The sequence below is a fragment of the Candidatus Palauibacter soopunensis genome, assembly GCF_947581735.1.
GTDB lineage: Bacteria > Gemmatimonadota > Gemmatimonadetes > Palauibacterales > Palauibacteraceae > Palauibacter > Palauibacter soopunensis.
Map to the genome: position 1 here is coordinate 22,468 of NZ_CANPVT010000027.1, position 25,198 is coordinate 47,665.

22 protein-coding genes are annotated in these 25,198 nt (G+C 69.1%); 19 read left to right on the forward strand and 3 right to left on the reverse strand.

Annotation, left to right across the window (positions count from 1 at the left end; all coding sequences use genetic code 11):
• Positions 1–125: 125 nt before the first annotated feature.
• From RN901_RS08345 to RN901_RS08380, 8 genes are all read left to right on the forward strand, one after another.
• Entirely contained in the window at positions 126–1,283 is a 1,158-nt protein-coding gene (locus RN901_RS08345; RefSeq protein ID WP_310757815.1) for a SpoIIE family protein phosphatase, read from the forward strand.
• Positions 1,283–2,461 (forward strand): ABC transporter substrate-binding protein, encoded by a 1,179-nt coding sequence (locus tag RN901_RS08350; protein WP_310757816.1) that lies wholly within the window; start codon positions 1,283–1,285, stop codon positions 2,459–2,461. The genes RN901_RS08345 and RN901_RS08350 overlap by 1 nt, the downstream gene beginning before the upstream one ends.
• A 17-nt stretch (positions 2,462–2,478) precedes the next feature.
• Positions 2,479–4,692 (forward strand): ATP-binding protein, encoded by a 2,214-nt coding sequence (locus RN901_RS08355; protein WP_310757817.1) that lies wholly within the window; start codon positions 2,479–2,481, stop codon positions 4,690–4,692.
• A 28-nt stretch (positions 4,693–4,720) separates the two neighbouring features.
• The gene (locus RN901_RS08360; protein ID WP_310757818.1) at positions 4,721–6,370 is read left to right on the forward strand and encodes an amidohydrolase family protein; all 1,650 of its coding nucleotides are present in this window, start codon (positions 4,721–4,723) and stop codon (positions 6,368–6,370) included.
• A 25-nt stretch (positions 6,371–6,395) separates the two neighbouring features.
• Positions 6,396–7,040 (forward strand): DUF305 domain-containing protein, encoded by a 645-nt coding sequence (locus RN901_RS08365; RefSeq protein ID WP_310757819.1) that lies wholly within the window; start codon positions 6,396–6,398, stop codon positions 7,038–7,040.
• A gap of 39 nt (positions 7,041–7,079) precedes the next feature.
• Positions 7,080–8,933 carry a hypothetical protein gene (locus tag RN901_RS08370; RefSeq protein ID WP_310757820.1) on the forward strand — a complete coding sequence of 618 codons (1,854 nt, stop codon included), beginning with the start codon at positions 7,080–7,082 and terminating at the stop codon, positions 8,931–8,933.
• A gap of 150 nt (positions 8,934–9,083) precedes the next feature.
• On the forward strand, positions 9,084–9,551 hold the full coding sequence (locus tag RN901_RS08375) for a hypothetical protein (RefSeq protein ID WP_310757821.1): 468 nt from the start codon (positions 9,084–9,086) through the stop codon (positions 9,549–9,551).
• 41 nt (positions 9,552–9,592) lie between these two features.
• Entirely contained in the window at positions 9,593–10,165 is a 573-nt protein-coding gene (locus RN901_RS08380) for a hypothetical protein (RefSeq protein WP_310757822.1), read from the forward strand.
• On the opposite strand, the gene RN901_RS08385 is transcribed toward RN901_RS08380, so the two are convergent.
• Positions 10,124–11,446 (reverse strand): alpha-hydroxy acid oxidase, encoded by a 1,323-nt coding sequence (locus RN901_RS08385; RefSeq protein ID WP_310757823.1) that lies wholly within the window; start codon positions 11,444–11,446, stop codon positions 10,124–10,126. The genes RN901_RS08380 and RN901_RS08385 overlap by 42 nt on opposite strands.
• Positions 11,447–11,602: 156 nt before the next feature.
• Here RN901_RS08385 and RN901_RS08390 point away from each other — a divergent pair, with 156 nt between their 5' ends.
• Genes RN901_RS08390 through RN901_RS08425 form a run of 8 tightly spaced genes read left to right on the forward strand, consistent with a single transcriptional unit; the run spans position 11,603 to position 19,986 of the window.
• Positions 11,603–12,592, forward strand: coding sequence for a MoxR family ATPase (locus tag RN901_RS08390; protein ID WP_310757824.1), 990 nt, complete (start codon positions 11,603–11,605; stop codon positions 12,590–12,592).
• Between the two features lie 28 nt (positions 12,593–12,620).
• On the forward strand, positions 12,621–13,496 hold the full coding sequence (locus RN901_RS08395) for a DUF58 domain-containing protein (protein WP_310757825.1): 876 nt from the start codon (positions 12,621–12,623) through the stop codon (positions 13,494–13,496).
• Positions 13,493–14,521, forward strand: a complete 1,029-nt coding sequence (locus tag RN901_RS08400; RefSeq protein WP_310757826.1) for a hypothetical protein — start codon at positions 13,493–13,495, stop codon at positions 14,519–14,521. Before RN901_RS08395 ends, RN901_RS08400 begins: the two co-directional genes overlap by 4 nt.
• Positions 14,518–15,513 carry a VWA domain-containing protein gene (locus RN901_RS08405; protein ID WP_310757827.1) on the forward strand — a complete coding sequence of 332 codons (996 nt, stop codon included), beginning with the start codon at positions 14,518–14,520 and terminating at the stop codon, positions 15,511–15,513. Before RN901_RS08400 ends, RN901_RS08405 begins: the two co-directional genes overlap by 4 nt.
• Before the next feature lie 18 nt (positions 15,514–15,531).
• The gene (locus RN901_RS08410) at positions 15,532–16,563 is read left to right on the forward strand and encodes a VWA domain-containing protein (RefSeq protein ID WP_310757828.1); all 1,032 of its coding nucleotides are present in this window, start codon (positions 15,532–15,534) and stop codon (positions 16,561–16,563) included.
• A complete protein-coding gene (locus tag RN901_RS08415) occupies positions 16,560–17,312 on the forward strand; it encodes a tetratricopeptide repeat protein (protein ID WP_310757829.1) in 753 nt (250 codons plus the stop codon). Before RN901_RS08410 ends, RN901_RS08415 begins: the two co-directional genes overlap by 4 nt.
• Positions 17,312–19,183: a BatD family protein gene (locus RN901_RS08420; RefSeq protein ID WP_310757830.1), complete on the forward strand. Its 1,872-nt coding sequence runs from the start codon at positions 17,312–17,314 to the stop codon at positions 19,181–19,183. The genes RN901_RS08415 and RN901_RS08420 overlap by 1 nt, the downstream gene beginning before the upstream one ends.
• Entirely contained in the window at positions 19,180–19,986 is an 807-nt protein-coding gene (locus RN901_RS08425; protein WP_310757831.1) for a tetratricopeptide repeat protein, read from the forward strand. Before RN901_RS08420 ends, RN901_RS08425 begins: the two co-directional genes overlap by 4 nt.
• A gap of 9 nt (positions 19,987–19,995) precedes the next feature.
• On the opposite strand, the gene RN901_RS08430 is transcribed toward RN901_RS08425, so the two are convergent.
• On the reverse strand, positions 19,996–20,661 hold the full coding sequence (locus RN901_RS08430) for a DNA-3-methyladenine glycosylase (RefSeq protein WP_310757832.1): 666 nt from the start codon (positions 20,659–20,661) through the stop codon (positions 19,996–19,998).
• 80 nt (positions 20,662–20,741) lie between these two features.
• Between RN901_RS08430 and RN901_RS08435 the strand changes: the two genes are divergently transcribed.
• Positions 20,742–22,016, forward strand: coding sequence for an FAD-dependent oxidoreductase (locus RN901_RS08435; protein WP_310757833.1), 1,275 nt, complete (start codon positions 20,742–20,744; stop codon positions 22,014–22,016).
• Positions 22,017–22,037: 21 nt separating this feature from the next.
• Here RN901_RS08435 and RN901_RS08440 read toward each other — a convergent pair whose 3' ends face one another.
• Positions 22,038–22,721, reverse strand: coding sequence for a MerR family transcriptional regulator (locus tag RN901_RS08440; RefSeq protein WP_310757834.1), 684 nt, complete (start codon positions 22,719–22,721; stop codon positions 22,038–22,040).
• A 127-nt stretch (positions 22,722–22,848) separates the two neighbouring features.
• Here RN901_RS08440 and RN901_RS08445 point away from each other — a divergent pair, with 127 nt between their 5' ends.
• Positions 22,849–23,856 carry a DUF6569 family protein gene (locus RN901_RS08445; RefSeq protein ID WP_310757835.1) on the forward strand — a complete coding sequence of 336 codons (1,008 nt, stop codon included), beginning with the start codon at positions 22,849–22,851 and terminating at the stop codon, positions 23,854–23,856.
• A gap of 63 nt (positions 23,857–23,919) precedes the next feature.
• Complete coding sequence (locus tag RN901_RS08450; RefSeq protein ID WP_310757836.1) at positions 23,920–25,149, forward strand: TCR/Tet family MFS transporter; 1,230 nt, start codon at positions 23,920–23,922, stop codon at positions 25,147–25,149.
• Positions 25,150–25,198 lie beyond the last annotated feature (49 nt).

Consider the following 25,198-nt stretch of genomic DNA (forward strand, 5'->3'; position numbering starts at 1 on the left):
TTGTGGAGATTCCCGCACGTCGCGCCGGGCCCCCCGCGCAAATCGACACGGACGATGACGACTGGACGCCGTTTCGGACAAGGGCAGGAACCCATGACCGACGATTCACCTCAACCGAGGCTTCGATGCCGAAGATCCTGGTAGTAGACGACGAGCCCGATCTGGAACTGCTCCTCCGGCAGAAGTTTCGGCGCCGGATCCGCTCGGGCGAATTCACGCTGATCTTTGCCCAGAACGGGGTCGAGGCGCTCGCGCAGCTCGATGACCACAACGATGTCGACGTCGTGCTCTCCGACATCAACATGCCCGAGATGGACGGCCTCACACTCCTGGCGCAGCTGGGCGAACTCGACCGCGACCTCCGTGCCGTCATGGTCACGGCTTACGGGGACATGAAGAACATCCGCACCGCCATGAACCGCGGTGCCTTCGACTTTGTCACCAAGCCGATCGACTTCGGGGACCTGGAAACCACCATCGCGAAGACCCTCGAACACCTCGCGGTGATGCGAGCCGCGCTTCGCGACCGGGACGCGCTGGTGGCGTTGCGACAGGAACTGGGTGTGGCGGCGAGGATGCAGGAGTCGATTCTGCCGACGAACTACCCCAGCGACCCGCGCTACGAGCTTCACGCCTGGATGACGCCGGCCCGTGAAGTAGGAGGAGACTTCTACGATTTCTTCCGCCTCGAGGAAGACCACATGGCGATCGTCGTGGCCGATGTCTCGGGCAAGGGCGTGCCGGCGGCCTTCTTCATGATGGTGAGCCGCACGCTGCTCAAGGGGACGGCGATCGGCGAGGCGGACCCCTCGATCTGTCTCGACGAGGTGAACCAGCTTCTCATCAACGAGAACGAGGAGTCGATGTTCGTGACCCTCTTCTACGCCAATTTCAATCCGGCGAACGGCAAGGCCACGTTCGCCAACGCGGGGCACAATCTTCCGTTCCTCATCAAGGCTTCGGGAGAGGTCGAGCAGATCGTCTCCGATCCGGGACTCGTCCTCGGAATCATGTCCGGGGTCGACTTCCCCAGGGGATCGATCACCCTGGAGCCGGGCGATGCCGTTTTCTTCTACACGGACGGCGTGACGGAGGCGATGGACGAGGATGGCGTCGAACTCGGAGAAAAAGAGCTGGCCGAGGTGCTGGGCGAATGCGGCGGCTCGTCCGCGGAGGACATCAACCGCCATGTGATACGGGCAGTGCAGGAACATGCCGGAGAGGCGGACCAGTCGGATGACATCACCTGCCTGACGCTTCGGTACCTGGGGGCGCCCTCCTGATGCAGCGCCGGTGGTTCGCGCTCGCGGCCGTCGTGGCCGCCGGCACGCTGCCCGGCGCCGCCATGTCGCAGCAGGGCGAAGCCGCGCCCGAGGGCGTGTACGCCGATTCCATCGTCTTCGGCCAGTCCGCGGCCCTCGAAGGGCCCGCGGGCGAACTGGGCCGCAACATGAACCTCGGCATCCGGGCCGCGTTCGAGGAGGCCAATCGGGAGGGCGGCGTGCACGGGCGCGCCCTCCGCCTCATCGTCCGCGACGACGGCTACGAACCCGAACCCGCCGTCGCCAACACGCAGGAACTCATCGAGCACGGCGTGTTCGGCCTCATCGGCGCCGTCGGCACGCCGACCTCCGCCGCCGCGGAACCCGGCGCGAGCGGCGCGGGCGTCCCCTACATCGGGGCGTTCACGGGCGCCGGCCTCCTGAGGCGCCCGGACCAGCGTTACGTCGTCAACCTGCGCGCGTCCTACGACCAGGAAACCGAGGAGATGGTGGAACGCCTCGTGCGGGACCTCGGCTTCCGGCGCATCGCGGTCTTCTACCAGGATGACAACTACGGGCTGGCCGGCCTGACGGGCGTCCGCAACGCGATGGACGCGCTCGGCATGGAACTCGTCAGCGAGGCCCCCTACATGCGGAACACGCGGGCCGTGAAGCGCGGGCTCCTCGACATCCAGGCCGGCAACCCGCAGGCCGTCATCATCATCGGCGCGTACATCCCCGTGGCGCATTTCATCCGGTGGGCGAGGAAGATCGGCCTCGACGCCCTGTTCGTGAACATCTCCTTCGTCGGCAGCTACGCCCTCCTCGACGAGCTGGGCCGCGCCGGAGACGGCGTCGTCGTGACGCAGGTCGTGCCCTTCCCCCGCGACCCGAGCGTCCCCGTGGTGGCGCGCTATCAGGCCGCGCTGCGGGCGGTCGATCCCTCCGCCCGGCCGGGCTTCGTGTCGCTGGAAGGTTATCTGGCCGGGCGGCTGGTCGTGGAGGCGCTGGCGGCCGGCGATCCGGATGTTCGGCCCACGCGGGAGGCCTTCCTCCGCACGCTGACGGAATCCGGCCCCATCGACCTCGGCGGATTCACGGTCGAATACGGCGTGGAGGACAACCAGGGCTCGGACCTCGTGTTTCTGACCGTGATTCGGGAGGGCGAGTTCGTTCCCGTGACCCGGCTCTCCCGGTGAGTACCGCGGGGCCTCCGGTGAAACAGAGCGACGAGCGCATCCACCGCGCCTTCGAGTGGGCGCTGGCGCGGCTCCCCGGCCGACTCGGGGTGCGGGCACGGGACGCGACCGGCGGGCGGTTCGGCATCGGCAGCCAGATCGTCGTCGGACTGGGCGGCGGCGTGCTCCTGACGATCAGCGCCATCCTCCTCGCGCTCCTGCTGATGACCATCGTGGAGCGGGGACAGAGCGAGGTGACGCAGGAACAGATCCCTTCGCTCCTCGCGGGCCATCGCGTGACCCAGCACAGCGAGGCGCTCCTGCGCGCATCCCCGCAGCTCCTGTCGGCCGCCGACCCCGCGACGCTGGCGGATGTCCGGGCCGCCGTCCTGCTGGAGCAGGACAGCCTCCAGTACTGGGTCGAAGAGGTCGGCGGCGGAGCGGGCATGGATGCGGATGTCGCGGGCCTGGCCGAAGGCCTGGTGGCGAACATCAACGAGATCTACGAGTCGGTCAACAACCGGATGACCTACGCTGCCCGGCTCGCCGAGATGGCGGCGACGGTCGAGGAGACCGGACTCCGCCTCCAGTCGGTGCTCGAGGAGGCGATCGACGATCAGTATTTCTTCATGCGCACGGGGCTCCGCCAGCTGACGGACGTTCCGGCGCCGAATTCCCAGCGCCAGGCATCCGACGAAATCGAGCAACTCGACGGCCTCTTGAACTTCAAGGCGTCGCAGAACCAGGCGATCACGCTCATCCAGCAGGCCTTCACCGAGACCGATGGGGAGCAGTTGCTCGCCAACCAGGGGCGCGTGGAGACCGCCCTCCGCGATGTGCGGGCGACGCTGCCCAGGATCCGCCCGCTGCTGAGGGAGACGCTGGCCGACGCGGTGAGCGTCCCCAGCGAGCTGTACGGAGGCTCCGCCGGCATCTTCCAGACCCGGCGGCGGGAACTGGAGGAGGTCGGCCGGGCCGAGGAACTGCTCGAGCGCAACCGGCAGACCACGGCGGAACTCGACATGGGGGTCCGGACGCTCATGGAACGCGTCGAGGAGACCGCCCGGGATGCGGCCGGCCGCTCCGAGTTTCTCGTGCAGCTGGGGTTCTGGTTCCTCCTCGCCGTGATCCTGTTCACCATCGGCGCGGCCCGCGTCGCCTGGAAGACGTTCGGCCGTTCGCTCATCGTTCGATTGAACAGCCTGTTCGCGACCACGCGGCGCATGTCGGAGGGCGACCTCGAAGTGAAGGTGGAGGTCGAGGGCAACGACGAGGTCACCGACATGGCGCACGCGCTGGAGGTCTTCCGCAAGCACGCCCTCGAGGTGCAGCGGCTGAACCTCGTCGAGAAGCTGGCGCAGGAGGTGCAGACGAAGAACGAGGCGCTGGAGCAGACGCTCGACGACCTCCGGCGTACGCAGGAACAGGTCATCACCCAGGAAAAGCTGGCCTCGCTCGGCGCCCTCACGGCGGGGGTCGCCCACGAGATCCGCAACCCGCTCAACTTCGTGAACAACTTCGCGGTGCTCTCGAAGGAACTGATCGAGGAACTGCAGGAGGAGATGAAGGAGGTCGCGGAGGGGAACGCGGAGCTGGACCGCGATTTCATCGATGAAGTCCTCGGCGACCTCGAGATGAACGTGACCAAGGTTCGGGAGCACGGGGGCCGGGCCGACCGCATCGTGGAGGGAATGCTGGCTCATTCGCGGGACGAAGCCGGCGCCGCGGAGACCATCGACGTCAACCAGCTGGTCGACGAGTACGCGAAGCTCGCCTACCACGGTTTGCGCGGCACGGACTCTTCATTCAACGTGACGCTGGACCGCGATTTCGATGACGAAGCCGGCGAGGTCACCGGCATCGCCCGCGATTTGAGCCGGGTCTTCCTGAACATCGTGACCAACGCCTGTCACGCGACGGCCGCCCGCAAGGAGGAGGAGGAGGAGGAGGACGCCGACTATTCGCCGACCGTCGCACTCAAGACGAGGGGCTACGAAGACCACGTCATCGTGTCGGTTCGGGACAACGGCACCGGTATTCCGGACTCCATCGTCCGGAAGATCTTCGAACCGTTCTTCACGACGAAGTCGGGGACGCAGGGGACCGGACTCGGGCTGTCGATCTCCCGCGACATCGTCGTCGGCCACGGCGGCGAACTCGAGGTGGAGAGCGAGCCGGGCGAGTTCACCGAGTTCCGGGTCAAGCTGCTCCGCGAGAGCAACATCTCAGAAGTGGCGGCGGCCGTGACATGAGGTTCGCCGCATGGATCATGGAGGGATCATGAAAACGAAATTGTATTGCCGGCGCGCTCTGACGATGGCCGGGGTCTTCCTCTTCGGCGCGGCGTCGCTGCTCGCGCAGGACGGACGCCCGGAAACGACTCCACGCGGCGACGACGAGGGCGACGGCCCCTACGACCGCCTGATTCTTCGTGGCGTCACGATCATCGATGGAACGGGCGCGCCGCCCCAGGGCCCTGTGGACATCGTCATCGAGGGCGACCGCATCGCCTCCGTCAGCACCGTCGGCTTCCCGGGACTCGACATCAACGAGGATCGCCGGCCCGACCTCGATATCGAGGAGAATCCCGACGCGAACGTGCACGAGATCGACCTCTCCGGGCACTTCGTCATGCCCGGCTTCGTCGACATGCATGCGCACACCGGCGGCTTCCCCAAGGCGCCGCAGCCCGAGTACGTCTACAAGCTGTGGATGGGACACGGGATCACGACCTCCCGCGGCGTCGGCCACGGACCGATGATGTGGTCGCTCGGGGAGAAGGCGAAGGCGGTGCGCAACGAGATCGTCGCGCCGCGCATGTACACCTACGTGCGGCCGGGCGAGGCCTGGGACCAGGGGCCGGTGAATACCCCCGATAGAGCGCGCGAGTGGGTGCGCTGGGCCGCGGCGCAGGAGGTCGAGGGACAGAAGATCGACGGACTCAAGCTGGGTTCGTACGACCCGCCGATCATGGAGGCGCTCATCGACGAGGCGCACCAGCACGGCCTCGGCACCGTGGCCCACCTCGGCCAGATGGGCGTGGGGCGCATGACCGCGCTCGACGCTGCCGAGATCGGGCTCGACATGATGACCCACTACTACGGCCTGTTCGAGTCGATGCTGTCCGACTACAGCGTCCAGGACTGGCCGCTCGACTACAACTACCAGAACGAGCAGCACCGCTTCGGCAACGTGGCCCGCCTCTGGGACCAGGTCGACGGCCCCGGCTCCGACAGCTGGAACGCGCTGCAGGAGCGCTTCCTCGAAATCGGGTTCGGGATCGATCCGACGATGACGATCTACGAGGCGAGCCGGGACGTGATGGCGGCCCGCAACGCGGACTGGCACGAGGAGTACACGCTCCCCAGCCAGTGGGATTTCTATCAGCCGAGCCGCGCCGCGCACGGCTCGTACTGGTTCTACTGGGGCACGGAGGAAGAGGTCGCGTGGCGGAACTTCTTCAAGGTGTGGATGCAGTTCCTCAACGAGTACAAGAACCGCGGCGGCCGCGTGACGACGGGCTCGGACTCGGGATTCATCTACAAGCTGTACGGCTTCGACTACATCAGGGAGTTCGAACTGCTGCGCGAGGCCGGGTTCCACCCGGTGGAGGTCATCCGCTCGGCCACCCTGCACGGGGCGCAGGAGCTGAACGATCCCAAGGGGCTCCCGCCCGATTTCGGGATGATCCGCGCGGGACTCAAGGCCGATTTCGTCGTCGTCGAGGAGAACCCGCTGCAGAACCTCAAGGTCCTCTACGGCAACGGCGCGGTGAAACTCAACGACGAGACCGGCGAGACCGAGCGCGTCGGCGGCATCAAGTACACGATCAAGGACGGCATCGTGTACGACGCGAAGCAACTGCTGGCCGACGTGCGCGAGATGGTGCGGGCGGCGAAGGCCGAACTCGCGACCGAGGACGAAGGGTAGCTTTCGGCGGACGGAGGGTCGTGGAATGAAGTTCACGCGCGGGATCGGGCCCCTGCTCGTGGCGCTTGCCGCCTGCGGCGGCGAAGCGGGCGAGGGGGAGGCGCGGACGGTCCAGCCCGGCGCGCCGGGCGAGGCCACGCGCGTCCTGACCGTGGAGGAAGCCGCATCCCTAGAGCATATCACGCACACCGAGGCGGACGTCCGCTTCATGCAGGGGATGATCCCGCATCACGCCCAGGCGCTGGAGATGGCCGCGCTCATTCGGGAGCGGACGGATCACGAGGGACTGCACCTGCTCGGGCGCCGGATCGAGATCTCCCAGCGGGACGAGATCGCGTGGATGACGCGCTGGCTCGAGCGCCGGGGCGAGACGGCTCCGATGATGGGGGCCGGACACGCGCACGGACTCGGCGAGGGCGAACTCATGCCGGGAATGCTGTCGCGCGAGGAAATGGACGCCCTCGCCGCGGCGCGCGGCTCCGAGTTCGACCGGCTCTTCCTCGAAGGCATGATCAAGCATCATCACGGCGCGCTCATGATGGTGGCGGAACTGTTCGACAGTCCTGGCGGAGGCCAGGAGACCGAGATCTTCCGGTTCGCGGCGGATGTGGACGCGGACCAGGACATGGAGATCCTGCGCATGAGCGACATGTTGAACGCGATTCCATGAGCGCTCATCGGCGATTCACGGCAGGCAGGAGGTAGGAAGATGTCACGCAGAGAGACCTTGATCGTGGGACGGCGCATCGGCGGCCCGGCAGTGGCGTTGTCCGCCTTGGCGTTCGGCTGGTTCGCCGGCGCGGATGCCCTGGCGGCCCAGGACCCGCCGCCACCCCCTCCGGAGGCCGTCTGGGAGTGGGACCCCGACGATCCGCGCATCGGGCTCGCGCCGGGCCTCCACGATGCCGGCATGGCGATCGGCAACCTGGAGCGGCTGGTCAGCCTCCCGAAACCCGATCCGTTCCTCACGGACGAGGCCGGCGGACGCGGGCCGACCAACTCGGATATCGCGTTCCAGGGAGATCTGGTCTTCCAGGGCAGCTACTGGGGCTTCCAGGTGTTCGACGCCTCGGATCCCGCCCAGCCGGAACTCGTCGTCGCGGTCGTGTGCCCCGGCGGACAGGGTGACGTCAGCGTACACGAGAACCTTCTCTTCATGTCGGTCCAGCAGGCGTCGGCCCGGCTCGACTGCGGCACGGAAGGGGTCCAGGACAGCGTCAGCACCGTGCGCCTGCAGGGGATCCGCATCTTCGATATCTCCGACATTGGGAATCCTCGCCAGGTGAAGACCGTGCAGACGTGCCGCGGCTCTCACACGCACACGCTCGTCACGGATCCCAACGACGACTCCCACGTCTACATCTACGTCTCGGGCACGGGGCGCGTCCGTTCGGGAAGCGAACTCGAAGGCTGCTCCGGCATGCCGGCCGAGGAGGACGAGAACACGGCGCTGTTCCGGATCGAGATCATCGAAGTGCCGGTGGATGCGCCGGAGAATGCCGAAGTCGTCAACATGCCGCGTATCTTCGCCGATCCCGAGACGGGGGATATCGCGGGTCTGTGGTCGGGAGGCGACCACGGTGAAGGCACGCAGTCGTCCCGTCTCACGAACCAGTGCCACGACATCACGGTGCGCTCGGATCTCGGCCTCGCCGCCGGAGCCTGCGCGGGGAACGGCATCCTGCTGGACATCTCCGACCCCGAGAACCCGACCCGCATCGACCAGGTCGTCGATCCGAACTTCGCCTACTGGCATTCGGCGACCTTCAACAACGACGGGACGGCGATCGTGTTCACGGACGAATGGGGCGGCGGCGGAGCGCCGCGCTGCCGTGGCTCCGATCCGGAAACGTGGGGCGCCAACGCGATCTTCACGATCCGCGACCGCAAGATGGAGCTGGCGGGCTACTACAAGCTGCCGGTGCCGCAGACGGAGCAGGAGAACTGCGTCGCCCACAACGGTTCGATGATTCCGGTGCCCGGCCGCGACATCATGGTGCAGGGCTGGTACCAGGGCGGTCTTTCGATCTTCGACTTCACGGATCCGGAGAATCCGTTCGAGATCGCCTACTTCGACCGCGGCCCTCTCGACGCGGTGGAGATGCTGAGCGGCGGCTACTGGTCGGCGTACTGGCACAACGGTTCGATCTACGGGGCGGAAATCGCGCGAGGCGTGGACGTGTTCCAGCTCGCTGCCAGCGAGCACCTGTCCCAGGCGGAGATCGACGCGGCCATGTCCGTGATGGTCGGCGACTCCAACGTGCAGAACCAGGAGCGGTTCGACTGGCCCGCGAGCTTCGCGGTCGCGCGGTCGTACCTGATCCAGATGCAGCGCAGCAGCGGCATCCGGGCCGAGCGCGGGGAGCGGGTGGCGTCGCTGCTCGACATGGCGGAGAGCCAGTCCGGCGCCGAGCGGAACGCTACGCTCGATGAATTGAACGCGGTCGCAGCGGAACTCGATGAAGATGCGCGTCGCGCCGCCAACGCGGCGGGGCCGGGCGATGCCCGGCGCCTGGCGCTGCTGGCCGACGCGATCCGCGACCTGACGGCCTCTCTGCGCTGAACGAAGCCTTTCGAGGTGCGCTCCGGGGCCGCGCCGTCTCCCCGGAGCGCGCTTCGCGTTGCGGGCCCGGCCCGGAGGGGGAACCGGGGGGGCCGCGGAACCGTATGACAGCCTGACCGACAGCCGTCCCATCCTCGAAGCGGACCTGCGATGAAGCACGATTCCCCAACCGACTCCGCGATTCCCGCAGGCGGACTGACCCGCGGCATCGTCCCGGGAGGCACCGTCCTCGCGGATTTCCTCTACCCCGAGCCGGCGGAGCGCCGCGTCGGGGCGATCATCGGCTGGTGGGAGAAACGCCGCCTCCCCTACAACCTCATCGTCGGAGGGACCGGGCTCGTGACGATGACGTTCGGCGCGGCGCTCACGGCCGTGGTCGCGACGCTGCAGCCGGTCGACATGTTCCGCGCGGCGATCTGGTGGGCCGTGTGGGCGAATGTGTGTTATTCGCTGGGTCCGGTGGCCGAGATCACGCTCGAGAAGCTGTTCGGTCGACGGCTCCTTCCCACCGGCCCCCTCCTCTTCCGGGCAGGCGTGACCGTCGCGGTCGGAGTGACGCTGCTGCCCATCATCCCTCTCACGATCGGGTTCATCCTGAACTTCTTCGGAATCCTCTGACAGCCGCTGCGGCGACGAACGGCGCCATGCCGGCGTCGCGCGTGTCGAGATGGAGCCTTTGGCTCGTGTGGGTGCTGGCGAGCGGAGTCGGCGGAGCCGTGGGCGTCGTCCCGGCGAGGATCATCGGTACGGCGATGGGCGAGGCCGTCCTCGGGGCCGTCGCCCTGGGCGGGGTCCTTGGCGCGATCGCGACAGTCCAGTGGCTCATCATGCGGCGGCGGCTGTCCTGGGCCGCCCGGTGGGCGACCGCAAAGGTCGTGGGAGGACTCGTCGGGGGAGCCGTCGCGCTCGGCCTGTTGGACGCTCTGTCCGGGAACGGGAATGAAACCCTCGGCGCCATCCTGGGGACGCTCACGGGACTGGGCGCGTTCGGCACCGTCCAATGGCTGATTCTCCGGCGGGTCGCACGTGCCGGCTGGTGGGTGGCGGCAAGCGTCGCGGGTCTCGTCGCGGCCGGCCCCCTCGGCGTGGGCGTGCTGGGACTGCTCGTCGGGGACGGTGGTGGATTCGGAGCGATGTACGGGGCGATCACGGGGACGCGGTTCGTCTCTGCAGCTCGCAACTCCGCTTCGTCAGTCGACGCCGATGGAGTGGGGGCCGATGTCGGCCAGTGACGGCGTTCCGACGGCGCCCATCGTGATCCGCAACTCCTCGATCAGGATTTCCAGCACCCGCTCGACGCCCGCCTGGCCGAACGCCCCGAGACCCCACAGGTAGGGACGCCCGATCGCCACTGCGGTGGCGCCGCGCGCGAGGCCTTTGAAGATGTCCGTGCCGCGGCGGAAGCCTCCGTCGACGATGATCGGTACCTCGCCGGCCACCGTTTCCGCGATCTCCGGAAGCGCGTCGATCGTCGCGCGGCCGCTGCCCTCCGCACGGCCGCCGTGGTTCGAGACCCAGATCCCGTCCACGCCGTGCTCGAGCGCGAGTTCCGCATCCTCGCGGGTCACGAGCCCCTTCACGACGATCCGCTGGTCCGTGATGTCGCGCAGGCGGTGCACGTAGTCCCAGGTCATGGTGGGGCCGCCGCTGTCCGGCGGGCCCTGGGGCAGCCCCTCGTACATCGGCTTGACGGGATCCGCGCGGCCACCGCTCCGGTGACAGCTTTCGCAGTTGCGGTCGTCGATGCGCCGGTAGCGCTCCAGCGTGAGGCGGTTGCTTCCGCCGAGGAGATCGACCGTGAGCACGATGACGGGGCAGCCGGCTTCGCGGACGCGGTTCACGAGCGCGACCGTCGCGTTCCAGTGGCGGGGCGCATAGAGCTGATACCAGACCGGCTCCCCCCGCGCCTCGTTCACCGCTTCGACCCCCGTGGAACTCACCGACGAGAGCGTCTGCAGGTGGTTGCGGGCGGCGGCAGCGCGCGCGGTCGCCAGCTCGCCGTCGCGGTGGAAGGCGCCCTGGCTACCCGCCGGCGCGATCATGAGCGGCGTCGGCCACTCCCGCCCGAAGATCGAGACGCGCATGTCGAGGTTCGAGACGTCGACGAGCCGGCGCGCGCGGATGTAGATCCGCTCCAGCGAGGCCCGGTTGTTCGCCTGCGTCCCCTCCCCGTCGACACCGGTCTTGATGTATCCCCAGTGCGCCGTCGGGACCGTCTGCGCGGCCACCCTCTCGAGGTCGAACACGTCGAGCGCCTGCTCGGCCGACTGGACGAGGTCGTCGAGGGACCGCGCCGGCGCCTCCTGCGCCATCGCGCGTTCGACGAGGCCCAGGTCACAGCCGGCGAAGGCGGTCAGGAGCGGGCTGGCGGCAAGCCAGCGGAGGAGGTCACGACGGTGGACGGCCTTCGATTCCGATCCCGGCTCCGGCGTGTCGTACATGCGGCGCTCCCGGTTGGCGCTCCGTGATTGCGTATCCGGATTCACGGTGCCCGCCGCCGCGGCCCGCGTCAACGCAGGTCCGTCCGGGCAACGCCGAAATTCGATAAAATGTCTTTCAAACGCCGATCCCTGTCGGTGCTGGGCGCCCGGGGCGGTTCGACCACGGGTGGCCGGGTCTTCGCGCGAAACCATTCGAGAGACGATTCGAGAGGAGAGGAACGCACCGCGGTGAGTCACGACATCGAAGCGATACAGGAGAAGATCCGCGAGCAGAGCGCCTTCGTGGAGCGGCTGGTCGACGAGGTGGGGCGCGTCATCGTGGGGCAGCGAACCATGGTCGAGCGGCTCCTCATCGGCCTGCTCGCCGACGGTCACGTGCTCATGGAAGGGGTCCCGGGACTGGCGAAGACGCTCACGGTGCGGACGCTCTCACAAGCGATCGACACCGGTTTCCAGAGAATCCAGTTCACGCCTGATCTCCTCCCCGCCGACCTCATCGGAACGCTGATCTTCGACCCCAAGCGGAGCGAGTTCCAGACCCGGAAGGGTCCGATCTTCTCCAACATCATCCTCGCCGACGAGATCAACCGGTCGCCCGCAAAGGTCCAGTCCGCGCTCCTCGAGGCGATGCAGGAACGGACGGTGACGATCGGAGACGAGACCTTCCCCCTCGACGACCCGTTCCTCGTCCTCGCGACGCAGAACCCGATCGAGCAGGAAGGGACGTACCCGCTCCCCGAGGCGCAGGTGGACCGCTTCATGCTCAAGCTCTCCGTCGGATATCCCGACAAGGAAGAAGAGCTGGAGATCATGCGGCGCATGGGCGTCGGGTCCGCGCCGGAGCCGCAGACGGTCGTCACGCCGGACGAGATTCTCCGGGCGCGCGGCGCCGTCGACCTCATCTACATGGACCGGCAGGTCGAGCGGTACATCGTGGAACTGGTCTTCGCCTCGCGCGCGCCGTCCGACCACGGACTCGAAGACCTCGCCGACCTCATCGCCTACGGCGCGTCACCGAGGGCCAGCATCTGCCTCGCGCGCACGGCGCGGGCACACGCCTTCCTGCGGCACCGGGGCTACGTGACGCCGGAGGATGTGCGTTCCGTCGCCCTCGACGTCCTGCGGCACCGCGTGCTCGTCACCTACGAGGCGGAAGCCGAGGAAGTCACGAGCGAAGACGTCGTGAACCGGATCCTCGACAGCGTCGAGGTCCCGTAGGGGTTCGGGGAACCGGAGGGATCGAGGGATGATTCCGCGGGAGATCCTCCGCAAGGTCCGCCGCATCGAGATCACGACGCGGGGGCTCGTGGACCAGGTGTTCTCGGGCGAATACCACTCCGTGTTCAAGGGGCGTGGGATCAACTTCGCCGAGGTCCGGGAATACGACTACGGCGATGACATCCGCACGATCGACTGGAACGTCACCGCCCGCACCGGAACGCCCCACGTCAAGATCTTCGAGGAAGAGCGCGAACTCACCGTGATGCTCCTCGTCGACGTGAGCGCGTCCGGAGACTTCGGCACGCGCGAGCGCATGAAGGGAGATCTCGCCGTCGAGGTGTGCTCCCTGCTCGCCTTCAGCGCGATCAAGAACAACGACAAGGTCGGGCTCATCATCTTCAGCGACCGCGTCGAGAAGTTCGTCCCGCCGCGGAAGGGCCGCCGGCATGTGCTGCGCGTCCTGCGCGAGATGCTCTACCACGAGCCCGCGGGCCGGACGACGGACCTCGGCGCGGCGCTCGAATACCTGTCGCGCATCATTCGGCGGCGGGCCGTGGTCTTCGTCGTCTCCGACTTCGTGTCGAGACCGTTCGAGAAGGCGCTCGGCGTCGCGGGCCGGCGGCACGACGTCGTCGCCCTCCGAGTGAGGGACCGGCGGGAATCGGAACTGCCGTCCATCGGACTCGTCGAACTCGAGGACGCCGAGACGGGAGAACGGCTCGTCGTCGACACCTCGAACCGGGATTTTCGCGCCGCGTTCGCGAGCCGCGGGGAGGAGGCGCGGGCGGGACAGGACCGGACGTTCCGGCGCAGCAAGGTCGACGTCGTGGACCTCAGTCCGGGACGCCCCTACCTGCGCCCGCTGATGCGCTTCTTCGAGGAGCGGGGACGGCGCATATGAGTCGCGGATCGGGGAACGGGAACCGGCGTGCCGCGATCGTGGGCCTCCTGCTGGCGTGCGGGACTTTCGGCGCGGGCGCAGACCTCCGGGGGCAGGCACCGCGGGTCACGATCGAGCCCGACACGACGGAGATCCATGTGGGCGACCCGCTTGCGCTGCGGCTCTCCGTCGAGCACCCGGCGGATCTCGCGGTGCGCTGGCCCGATTCGCTCTCGCTGGGTCCCTTCGAGGCGCTGGCGCTCGAGGCGAGCCCGCCCGAGGCCTCGGGGGACGGCGCCCGCACCGCGGCGGTGCTTCACGTGACCGCCTTCGAACTCGGGGAACTCGAGATCCCGTCCTTTACCCTCGAACTCACGGACGGTGGCGACGGGACGGCCACCGTCTCCACGGATCCGGTGGTCATCGGCGTGACCACGGTCGGACTCGACGAGAGCGGGGACATCCGCGACGTGAAGGGCCCGCGCGCGATCGCGCGCAACTGGCTGCTCCTGTGGCCGTGGCTCCTGCTCGCCGTGGCCCTCGCCGGCCTCGGGTACTGGTGGGGGCGCCGGCGGCGTCGCGGCCCCGACCGGGTCGGCTCCCGGCCGCCGGTCCCGGCCCGTCCGCCGCACGAGATCGCGCTGGAGGCACTGGACCGGCTCGAGGCGTCCCCTCTCCTGGAGCGCGGCGAGATCAAGCCGTACCACGTGGAGGTGTCGCGGATCATCCGCGCGTACGTCGAGGGACGCTACCGGATCTGGGCCCTGGAGATGGTCACGCCGGACGTGATCTCGAGCTTGGGACACGCCGGCGTGGACCCCGGGATTCGCTCGGCCTTCGAGCGCTTCCTGGACGCCTGCGACCTCGTGAAGTTCGCGAAATGGCGGCCGGATGACGCGGCGTGCAGGAGCATTCTCGCCGACGCGCGCACGCTGGTGGAGCGGACGAAGTTCGTGCCCCCGCCGCCCGCCGCGGAGTCCGAGGCGACCGCGGCCGACGGAGCCGAAGCGACGGCCGACGACCGGACCGAGGCGGCCGTCCCATGATCCACCGGTTCGCGGATCCCGCGTTTCTCCTGCTCCTGCTTCTCCTCGTCCCGGCCCTCGCCTACCGGCACCTGGCGAAGGGAGGACGGAAGGCCGGCGCCCTGCGCTACCCGGACCTCGCGCTCCTCCGCCACGCGGGGGCCGAGCGCACCGGCCGCCTGCGCCATGTGCCTCTGGCGCTGCGGCTTCTCGCCCTCAGCGCGCTCATCATCGCCTTCGCCCGCCCCCAATCCGCTTCGACGAGCGAGGACGTGTCGACCGAGGGCGTCGACATCGTCATGGCCGTCGACATCTCGAGTTCCATGCTCGCGCAGGACCTGTCACCCAACCGGCTGGAGGCCGCCAAGGAGGTCGCGGCGGACTTCGTGGAGCGCCGGCGCAACGACCGGATCGGGCTCGTCGTGTTCGCGGGCCAGGCGTTCACGCAGGCGCCGCTCACGATCGATCACCCGGCGGTCTCCGCGGTGATGGCCGAACTGGAGGTGGGGATGGTCGAGGACGGGACCGCGATCGGACTCGGACTCGCGACCGCGCTCAAGCGACTCGAGTCCAGCCAGGCCGAATCGCGGATCATCGTGCTCCTCACCGATGGCCGGAACAACCGTGGCGAGATCGATCCGGCGACCGCCGCCCGAATGGCCCGGGCGCTGGGGGTCAGGGTCTATACGATCGGCGCCGGGTCGAGGGGGACGGCCCCGGTTCCCGTCGACGATCCGGTCTTCGGGCGGCGCCTCGTCTCGATTCCGGTGGATGTCGACGAACCGACCCTCACGGAAGTGGCCGAGGTCACCGGCGGTCGCTACTTCCGGGCCACGGACCGCGAGAGCCTCGAGCGCATCTACGAGGAAATCGACGCCCTCGAGACGACCGAGATCGACGTGCAGAGCTTCACGCGGTACGGCGAACTCTTCCACTTCCCGCTCGCGGCGGGACTCGGACTGCTGCTGCTCGAGATCGGGCTCGCGCACACGGTCCTGAGAAGACTGCCGTAGCGCGGGGGAGGCGAGATCGTGTTCCGCTTCGGGTTCGTCACGGCGCTCTTCGGGCTCGCGCTCATCCCGCTGGCCGCCGGACTGATGTGGCGTGGCGCGGCGCACCGGCGGCGGGCGCTGGGCCGCTTCGGCGATCTCGCGCTCGTCCGCCAGTTGAGCCGGAGCGTGAACCCGCGGGCCCGCGCCTGGAAGGCCATCGGACTCCTCGCCGTAGTCGGACTCTCCGTCGTCGCCGTCGCCCGCCCGCAGTTCGGCTCGCGCGTGGAGACCGTCCGCCGCGAGGGGATGGACATCGTCGTCGCCCTCGACCTCTCCACCTCGATGCTGGCGGAGGACCTCGCCCCCAACCGTCTGCAGCGCTCGAAGCTCGAAATCCAGCGCCTCATCGAGCGGCTGGACGGGGACCGCATCGGTCTCATCGCCTTTGCCGGCCAAGCCTTCGTCCAGAGCCCGCTGACCTCGGACTATGGGGCCGCGCGCCTCTTCCTCAACGCGATGGACACGGACCTCGTGCCCGTGCAGGGGACGGATCTCGGGGCCGCGCTCGAACTCGCTCTCGACGCCTTCTCCGACGCGCCGGTGGAGGAGCGCATCATCATCGTCGTCACCGACGGCGAAGACCACGAGGGAGGCATCGAGCCGGCGGTGGATCGCGCGCTCGAGGCCGGGGTGACGATCCACACGGTCGGCGTGGGTTCGACGGACGGCGTCCCGATTCCGGAGTACGACGCCGCGGGCCGCCCGTCCGGGTTCAAGCGGGACGAAGCGGGGGCCGTCGTCACGACCCGTCTCGACGAGACGACATTGAGGCGGATCGCGACGCGAACAGGCGGACAGCTCTACCGCAGCACCCCCGAAGCGAGCGAGCTGACGGCGCTCATCGAGGAGGTCGCGGAGCTGGGCGGACGGGAGATCGACGCACGCGAGGTCACCCAGTACGAGGAGCAGTTCCAGATATTCCTCGGCGCGGCGATTCTCCTATTGTTCCTGGAAGGTCTGTGGACGGACCGGAAGAAGACGGTGAGGGTCTGGAGAGGGAGGTTTTCGTGAGCACGACGCGGGGCGGCATCGGGTGGCTGTGGCTGCCCCTGGTTATCGCGGTCCTCGCGGCCGCGACGCCCGCCGAAGCGCGCGCACAGGCGGGCCGCGCGGAGGCGCGCGAGGGGAACCGCCTCTATGAGGAGGGACGCTTCGCCGAGGCGCACGAGAAGTACCTGGAAGCGCTCCTCGAGGCCCCCGACTCCCCCATCATCCGGTTCAACGACGGGAACGCGCTCTACCGGGGCGAGGACTACGAGTCCGCGCTGGAGTCGTTCCGCGCCGCGGTGGAGAGCGGAGACCCGGAGTTGGCGGCCGCCGCCTGGTACAACCTCGGGAACACGCTCTACCGGCAGGGGGCGCTCCCCGAGAGTCTGGAGGCCTTCAAACAGGCGCTGCGGGCCGATCCGGCGGACGCCGACGCCAAGCACAACCTCGAACGCGTGCTCGAACAGATGCAGGAGCAGGAGCAGCAACAGCAGGGCGACGGCGAGCAGAACCCGGACCCCGAACAGGACGCGCAGGATCAGCCCGAACAGGACCCGGAGCAGGATCCGAACCAGGACCCGCGGAACCCGCCGAATCCCGAGCAGGAGCCGGACGAATCGGAACCGCAGCCGCAGGAGGGAACGCCGCCTCCGGGCGAGATGACGAGAGAGGAGGCGGAGCGGTTGCTGGACGCGATCCGTGAGGATCAGGATGAGGTGAACCGCCAGCCGCGCACGCCGACACGCGGCACGAGGCCGCGCAGGGACTGGTGATGCGACGCCTTCGACTCCCGGCCCGCCGCGGGCACCCGGCCAGGATCGCCGCGCTCGGCTGGCTCATGGGCGGCCTGCTCGCGCCGGGGACGCTGTCGGGGCAGGAGGTCACGGCCTCGGCGCATCTCGACCGCGGGGAAGTCGGCGTAGGGCAGACCTTCACGCTCAACGTCGTCCTGGAAGGCGTCCAGCGCTTCGACCAGGACCCGGCCCTCCCCGACATGAGCGCCTTCGCCGCCTTCCTGAGCAGCGGGACGCAGACCTCGGTCCGGATCGTGAACGGCCGGACGACCGTGTCGCTCACGGTGCAGTACCGGTTCCAGGCGACGGCGGAGGGGACGTTCGAGATCGGGCCGGTGACGGTCGAGGCAGGCGGGGCGACGCTGACGACGGAGCCGCTGAGCCTGCGCGTGTCGTCGGCTCCCCAGCCGGCGCCGGGAGCGGGGGGAGCGCCCGCGGGGCAGCCTTCCGATCCGGGGACCATCGGCCCGGACGACCTCTTCATCGTCGCCGAGCCGGACAAGCGCCGCGTGCGGGAGAACGAGCCGGTCATCGTCGAATACCGACTCTTCACGCGCGTCAACGTGAGTTCGTACGGGGTCACGCGACTCCCCGGCACGGCGGGCTTCTGGGTCGAGGAGTTCGAACTCCCGCAACAGCCGCAGGTCGAACAGATCGTGCGCGACGGGGTCGCGTACGCGACCGCGGTGATCCGGAAGGTGGCGCTGTATCCGACGGGGCCGGGCACGAAGACGCTCGAACCGCTCGCGATCGAAGCGCAGGTCCGCTTGCAGCGGCGTTCGCGCGATCCGTTCGACGATGTGTTCGGGGGGCTCCTCAACCGCAGTTCGCTGTTCGGCGATGTCGTGACGACCGGCGCCGCTTCTCGTGCGGTCGAGATCGAAGTGCTTCCGCTCCCCTCCGAGGGACGGCCCTCGGACTTCACGGGCCTCGTAGGGGATCTGGCAGTCGCGAGTTCCGTCGACCGGGACAGCCTGGCCGCGAACGAGGCGGTCACGTTGCGTGTGGAAGTGTCGGGTTCCGGCAACCTGAAGGCGCTGGCCCCGCCGGAACTCGCCTTTCCGCCGACGGTGGAGGCCTTTCCGCCCGAGGTGTCGGATCGTCTGCGAACCACGGACGCGGGCGTCTCGGGGGCACGGACCTGGGAGTACGTCCTCATCCCGCGGGCGCCCGGGATGCTGACGATACCGGGCGTGGACATGGGGTACTACGACGCCGCGGCGGACCGCTATGAGATCGCTTCAGCGGCGCCGGTCGAGTTGCGGGTCACGGGCCGGGCGGTCGAGGAGGCACTGCCCGGAGCACGCGCGCGCGGCTCCGTCGAGGCGCTGCGCTCGGACATCCGTTTCATCCGGATGGATACGCCGCGCTTCCGCCGCCGGGGCGAGACGCTTTTCGACCAGGCATGGTTCTGGATCGTCGCGCTTGCGCCCGTCGGCATGGTCGCGGGCGCGGCCGGGCTGCGCCGCCGCCGCGACCGGCTCGCGGGCGACCAGGCCTACGCCCGCGACCGCCGGGCGGCCCGCGTGGCGAAGAAGCGCCTCGCCCGGGCGGCCGGGCTCGCGGGAGGCGACGATGCGCGGGCCTTCTACGCCGAGACCGGCCAGGCGCTGGAGGGGTTCGTCGCCGACAAGCTCGACACCTCCGCGGCCGGGATGATCCGCGACGACCTGCGCGCCGCCCTGCTCCGCCGCAGCGCCCGCGAGCCCACCGTCGAAGAGTACTTCGCCGTGCTCGAAGCCTGCGACCGGCAGCGGTTCGCCCCGGTCGGCGCCGAGGTCGAGGAACGCAAGGCTTTTCTGGCCCGCGCCGAGTCCGTGCTGTCCGCCCTCGCGGGAGAACTCCGATGACCGCCCGCCGAGCCGCCGGGCGTCAACGCGGGCTGGCGGCCGCCGGGGTTGCGGCCGTGGCGCTCACTTTCGCGCCCACGCTCGCTCCACAGGAAGCCGCGCTCGCCCCGGCCCCCGCCGACCGGTTCCAGGCGGGGAACCGCCTCTATCAGGCCGGAGACCATGGGGGTGCCCTCGATGCCTACCTCGGACTGTACGAGGACGGGTTCGAGAGCGGCGAACTCCACTACAACATCGGCAACGCCTACTTCAGGCTCGGCGAACTGGGCCGGGCGATCCTCTTCTACGAGCGCGCCAGGGTCGCACTTCCCCGGGATGAGAGCGTGCGCACGAACCTGGAACTCGCGCGCTCTCTGACCGCCGACCAGATCACACCGCTTCCGGGATTCTGGGTGCCCCGCCTCGTCAGGTGGGCGGTGCAGCTCGTGCCGCGCGCGTGGCTCATCGCGATCCTGGCGCTGGGCTACCTGGGGCTGGCTTCCATCCTGCTCTACCGGCTTCTCTCCACCGGGCCGCCACACTGGACCCGCCCCGCCGCCGTGGCCGCCGCCGCGCTCACCTTCGTCGTCGGCGCGAACCTCCTGATCCGCGAGTTCGGCATCGGGCGCGCGGAGCGCGGGGTGATCCTGCAGACCGAGGCCGCCGTCCAGAGCGCGCCCTCCGATGACCCTTCGCTGCAGTTGTTCACGATTCACGAGGGGGCCGTCGTCCGGATCGACCGGAGATCGAGCGACTGGCTCGAGATCGTCCTTGAAGACGGAAAGGTCGGCTGGGTACGAGCCGGAGACCTCGATACGATCTAGCAGCGCCTCCTAGCGATCCCGCGAACCCGCCGGCAGCACGTCGCGCCGCCGCATTTCCGTCGTGTAGTACTCCCAGAGCAGCCGGGCCGCCACGCTCCGCCAGGGTCGCCAGCGGGCGGCGATCTCGCGGAGCGTCTTCTCATCGGGCCGTCCCCGTAGACGGAGCGCATGTCCCGCCGCCTTCCGCAGAGCGAGATCGCCCGCCGGGAAGACATCGCTGTGGCCGGCGCAGAACAAGAGATAGACCTCGGCCGTCCACACGCCGATCCCCTTGAGGGCCGTCATGGCCGCGATGGACGCCTCGGCAGGCATGAGGCACAGCGCCTGCGGATCGAGACGACCGCTCTGAACTGCTTCCGCGGCACCCTTGAGTGTCGCCTCCTTGGACCTGGACAGCCCGATCCGGCGGCATTGCGCATCGGACAGCGCGACGACCCGGTCAGGCTCGCAGCCCTGCGCCTCCTCGACGAGCCGCTCCCAGATCGCGGCGGCCGCCGCCTTCGAAACCATCTGCGCCACGATGGTCCGGGCCAGGCCCTCGAAGCCGGGAGCCCGTCGCCGCAGCGGCACGGGTCCCGCCTTCTCGACCGCCTCCGCAAGCCGTCCGTCGATCCGCACCAGCGCCTCGAGGCCCTCGGCGATATCGTCCGGCGTTTCTATCGTTCTTCCCCGCATTTCGTCCCTCCGCCCGTTCCCGCGGGAACGTTTCGGCGCGCTCTCTGGCCGATATCGGTACTTCGCGTCAGTCTTATTGCGTGAAACGTCGAACGCTGATCAAGACCGTGGGGACCGCGGCGCTGGGCTCGAGCCTCGGCGCGTGCTCCCCCGCGTGGCGCCGTTTTTCGCCGGGCCCCACCGCCCCGAGCCTCCCCCTACTCCGCGTCGCGCCGGACCGCGTCATCCGGACCACCGTGGGTCTCAGACCTTTTCGGCCGGCCGGATTCCGCGTGGCCGCGGAGCGGCTGGACGAGAAGACCGTCATCCACAACTACGGCCACGGCGGCGCGGGGATCTCCCTTTCGTGGGGGACGGGACGGCTCGTGTCCGAACTGGCCGAACCTCACCCTTCGCGGCAAGCCGCCGTCATCGGAGCCGGCGCCGTCGGCCTCGCCACCGCGCGGCAGCTCCAGCGCCGCGGGTTCGACGTGACGATCCATGCGCGCGCCCTCCCGCCCGACACGACCTCGAACATGGCCTACGCGGGGTTCTCGCCGCTCTCCAACCTCGTGTCGGCCCCGGAACGGACTCCGGCCTTCGACGCTCAGTTCGACCGGGCCGTCCGCGCCTCCTACGAGCAGATGCAACTGTTCGCCGGCGCCGGACGCGGCGTGTCGTGGATGACGACGTACACCTGGACGAACCGCCTCTCGAATCGGCGGGCGGAAGATTCGGGACTCGACGAGACCGAGAGCGGCCTCGACCCGGACGTCGACGTGGGAGCCACCGTGCTGCAGCCGGGAGAACACCCCTTTCCCGGCACCTACGCCCTCCGCAGGCCCACCCTCCGCATCGAGCCGTCGATCTATCTCGACCAATTGATGGAGGAGTTCCTCCTCTTCGGGGGACGCGTGCGGATCCGGAATTTCGAGACCCCCCGCGACCTCATGTCGCTCGACGAACCGCTCATCGCCAACTGCACGGGTCTCGGCTCCCGAGCCCTGTTCGGCGACGAGACGATGACCCCCATCAAGGGCCAGCTCACCTTCCTCGCCCCGCAGCCCGGGATCGACTACAGCCTCGAAGGCAGCGCGCCGGGCGGCGGCCGCATCGGGATCCTCCCGCGCTCGGACGGGATCGCGCTCGGACACGTGATGGAGCGCGGCGACTGGAGCCTCGAACCGATCGAGGAGGCGGTCGCGACCCGGCTGGATCGCGCAGGCCGGCTCATGGCGGCGATGGCGGACCACCCCTCGGGACTCGGCGGGGTCGCCGCCGTACCGCGGCCACCCGCGCTGCGCGACGCGCTCAAAGACGATCCCGTCCCGACGACCCCGCCCCCGGTCGAGAGCTTCTTCGACATCGAGTCCTAGCTGCCCGTCGAAATCCCCGCGTCAGTCGCCGAACCGGTCCGCCAGCCGTTTGCGAAGCCTGCGCCCGATTGCCTCGAGCACGGCGGCGTCTTCGTCCGCGACGCCGCGGACCGAGAGGGCGACGCCGGGCGCAATCTCGATCCGCGCCCATCTCTCCACCCCGCCCGGGGGATCGTCGCGGCAGCCCGCCAGCTCCCGGAGCGCGACCAGCAACGCCGCCAACTCCGGATCGTCGGCGGGAGGCGCCGCCGCTTCACGAGGCCAGTCCGGTTCCTGCTCCCGTACCATCAGCCTGTCCTCGGGCGCGGCATGCCGCGCCCGAGGGGCGGCGAAGGCGACGGGCGCCTCGTGCCGTTCCGCCACGTCCTGCGTTCGTAACGGAGACTCCGTTCGGGCGGACCGGGCGGAGAGGAGATCGGCGGTCACCGCGATCCGTCCATCCGCCACGCCCGTGATCAGTTCCGGCGACGATCCCTCGAACACGGCGCCGATCTCGCGGAGCGCAGTCGCGGGCACCCTCCCCGCCCCCTCCGCCTCGCGAACCCGCCGAATGAAGAGGAGGCGGTCCCGCACGAGCTTCGGATAACGGGTCTTCGGCCCCCTCCGGCCGACCCGCGGAAGCAGTCCGACCTGCACGTAGTAGGCGATCGTGCGGCGGCTGAACCCCGTCTCCTCTTCCAGTTCCCGGGCCGTGTAACTGCGCATGCCGTTTTCCGCCGTTCCGGTTCGAGTGACGTATACTGTCGTTTACAGATGACAACCGTTGACTTACCCGAACCTCCTCCTTACTGTCAACAGCGTATCAACACTGACAATATCAAGGAGGGGAGAGATGAACCAGATCACGACGGCCATCGCCAACCTGGAGATCGGCGAGCCGACCTTCCGCGGCGGACTCACGGTGTTCCCCCTGCTGTCCCCGGAGACCTCGGATCTCGATTACCTGCTGCTGGGAGATGGGCTGCGCGAGAACCGGGTCACCGTGCGCGAGGTGTCGATGGGGGGCAGCGTCCCCGATCTGGAGGTGGAGAACCGGGCCGACCGTCCCCTCCTCATCGTGGACGGCGAGGAACTCGTAGGCGCCAAGCAGAACCGCGTCGCCAACCTCACGCTGCTGCTCCCCGCCGGGAAGACGACGATCATCCCGGTCTCCTGCGTGGAGCAGGGCCGCTGGTCCTACGACAGCCCCGGGTTCCAGGTGACGGACCGGCTGCAGTTCGCGAGCGGCCGCGCCGAGCGATACGCGAGCGTGCAGGAGTCGATGCGCAGCGAGGGGATGCGACGCTCCGACCAGAGCCGGGTGTGGAGTTCGATCGACGACAAGGCCGTGGCGCTGGAGGCCCCATCGGAGACCGGCGCCATGAGCGAGATTTTCGAGCGTCACGCGACGGCGTTGGACGACTACGTACGGGAGGTGGAGGCCGCCCGGGATCAGATCGGCGCCGTCTTCGCGGTGGCGGGCGGCAGCTATGGACTGGACCTCTTCGACCGTCACGCCACCCTCGCCGCGTTCCTCCCCAGGCTCGTGCGCAGCTACGGCGTCGACGCGCTGGAGAGGCGCTCGGAGGAGGACACGGCGGCGCCGGCCTCCGCGGCGCGGGACTTCCTCGATCGCCTGCGAGCGGGAGCCTTCGATGACCACTCCGCGGTCGGGCTCGGGCGCGATGTGGGGATCGTCGCCGAACGCGCCATCGGGGGCGCGCTCGTCGTGGACGACACCATCGTGCACCTGACGGGGTTCTCCAACCCCCGGGCCGGCCGCGGCGAACGCGCCGGAGAGGAGGTGTACGCGAATTACCACCAGAGGCGCGACGCCCTCCGCCGGCGGCACGCGAGCTAGTAGTTTTGGTGCGACCCGCCAGCGCGTTGGCGGCGTTCCGGCTAACGATCGCGTGGAGGACGGGTGAAAGCTCCCGGGCGGGGCCGCGAGGCGGCGATGGTCTTCATCTTCATCACCGTCTTCATCGACGTGCTGGGGATCGGGATCATCGTCCCCATCCTCCCCGAACTCATCAAGGAGTTCACGGGCGGAAGCACCGCGCGGGCGGGACGCTGGTTCGGGGTGCTCGCGGCGACGTACGCCGTCACCCAGTTCTTCTTCGCACCCATCCTGGGGTCGCTCTCGGACCGGGTCGGGCGCCGGCCCGTGATCCTGATCTCGCTGTTCGGTCTCGGGATCGACTACATCATCATGGGGCTCGCGCCCTCCATCGGCTGGCTCTTCGCGGGGCGCCTCATCGCGGGCGTGATGGGCGCGAGCATCACCACGGCGAACGCATACGTCGCCGACGTGTCCGAGCCCGAGAAGCGGGCCCGGAACTTCGGACTCATCGGCGTCGCGTTCGGCCTCGGGTTCATCTTCGGCCCCGCCATCGGGGGCGTGCTGGGCGGCATCGACCTCCGGCTCCCCTTCTTCGCGGCGGCGGGACTCGCCCTCGTGAACGCGCTGTACGGCGTCTTCGTCCTCCCCGAATCGCTGCCGCCGGAGAAGCGCGACGCCTTCAGCTGGCTGAAGGCCAACCCGATCGGGAGCCTCTTCGTGCTGCGCTCGTATCCGCTGGTGGCCGGGCTCGCGGTGTCCTTCGTGTTCATGATCCTCGCGCAGCGCGGCCTCGAGACCGTCTGGGTGCTCTACACCGGTCACAAGTTCGGCTGGGACGAACTCGCGAACGGCCTGTCGCTGGCGCTGGTGGGACTCATGGCGGCCATCGTCCAGGGAGGACTCGTTCAACCCATCATCAAACGCACCGGGGAGCGCCGCGCCATCCTCGGCGGGCTCGCGCTGGCCGTGATCACGTACCTGGGCTACGGCCTCGCCACGCAGGGGTGGATGCTCATCGCCTTCATCATCTTCGGCTCCATCGGGGGCGTCGCGGGCCCGGCCCTCCAGAGCCTCGTAGCGGGAGCCGTGGAGCCGCAGGACCAGGGGAAGGTCCAGGGCGGCCTCCAGTCGCTCATGAGCCTGACGAGCATCATGAGCCCCCTGATCTTCACCAGCCTCCTGTTCAGCTACTTCACGTCACCCGCTGCCCCAGTGGAGTTGCCGGGCGCGCCCTTCCTGCTCGGCGCCGTGATGTACGCCACGGCGTTCGTGCTCGTGTTCCGCCTCTTCCGCCGCATCCCGGCCGCGTAACCGGTCGACGACCCGTTCGTACGGACACCCTCGGGCCGACCCGCGCCGC

Excerpts from the sequence above, each read along its gene's own strand:
- RN901_RS08370 (WP_310757820.1), top strand. The coding sequence starts at position 7,080 with ATGTCACGCAGAGAGACCTTGATCGTGGGACGGCGCATCGGCGGCCCG.
- RN901_RS08360 (WP_310757818.1), top strand. The coding sequence starts at position 4,721 with ATGAAAACGAAATTGTATTGCCGGCGCGCTCTGACGATGGCCGGGGTC.
- RN901_RS08405 (WP_310757827.1), top strand. The coding sequence starts at position 14,518 with ATGATCCACCGGTTCGCGGATCCCGCGTTTCTCCTGCTCCTGCTTCTC.
- RN901_RS08425 (WP_310757831.1), top strand. The coding sequence starts at position 19,180 with ATGACCGCCCGCCGAGCCGCCGGGCGTCAACGCGGGCTGGCGGCCGCC.
- RN901_RS08400 (WP_310757826.1), top strand. The coding sequence starts at position 13,493 with ATGAGTCGCGGATCGGGGAACGGGAACCGGCGTGCCGCGATCGTGGGC.
- RN901_RS08365 (WP_310757819.1), top strand. The coding sequence starts at position 6,396 with ATGAAGTTCACGCGCGGGATCGGGCCCCTGCTCGTGGCGCTTGCCGCC.
- RN901_RS08420 (WP_310757830.1), top strand. The coding sequence starts at position 17,312 with ATGCGACGCCTTCGACTCCCGGCCCGCCGCGGGCACCCGGCCAGGATC.
- RN901_RS08430 (WP_310757832.1), bottom strand. The coding sequence starts at position 20,661 with ATGCGGGGAAGAACGATAGAAACGCCGGACGATATCGCCGAGGGCCTC.
- RN901_RS08440 (WP_310757834.1), bottom strand. The coding sequence starts at position 22,721 with ATGCGCAGTTACACGGCCCGGGAACTGGAAGAGGAGACGGGGTTCAGC.
- RN901_RS08445 (WP_310757835.1), top strand. The coding sequence starts at position 22,849 with ATGAACCAGATCACGACGGCCATCGCCAACCTGGAGATCGGCGAGCCG.
- RN901_RS08375 (WP_310757821.1), top strand. The coding sequence starts at position 9,084 with ATGAAGCACGATTCCCCAACCGACTCCGCGATTCCCGCAGGCGGACTG.
- RN901_RS08350 (WP_310757816.1), top strand. The coding sequence starts at position 1,283 with ATGCAGCGCCGGTGGTTCGCGCTCGCGGCCGTCGTGGCCGCCGGCACG.
- RN901_RS08345 (WP_310757815.1), top strand. The coding sequence starts at position 126 with ATGCCGAAGATCCTGGTAGTAGACGACGAGCCCGATCTGGAACTGCTC.
- RN901_RS08395 (WP_310757825.1), top strand. The coding sequence starts at position 12,621 with ATGATTCCGCGGGAGATCCTCCGCAAGGTCCGCCGCATCGAGATCACG.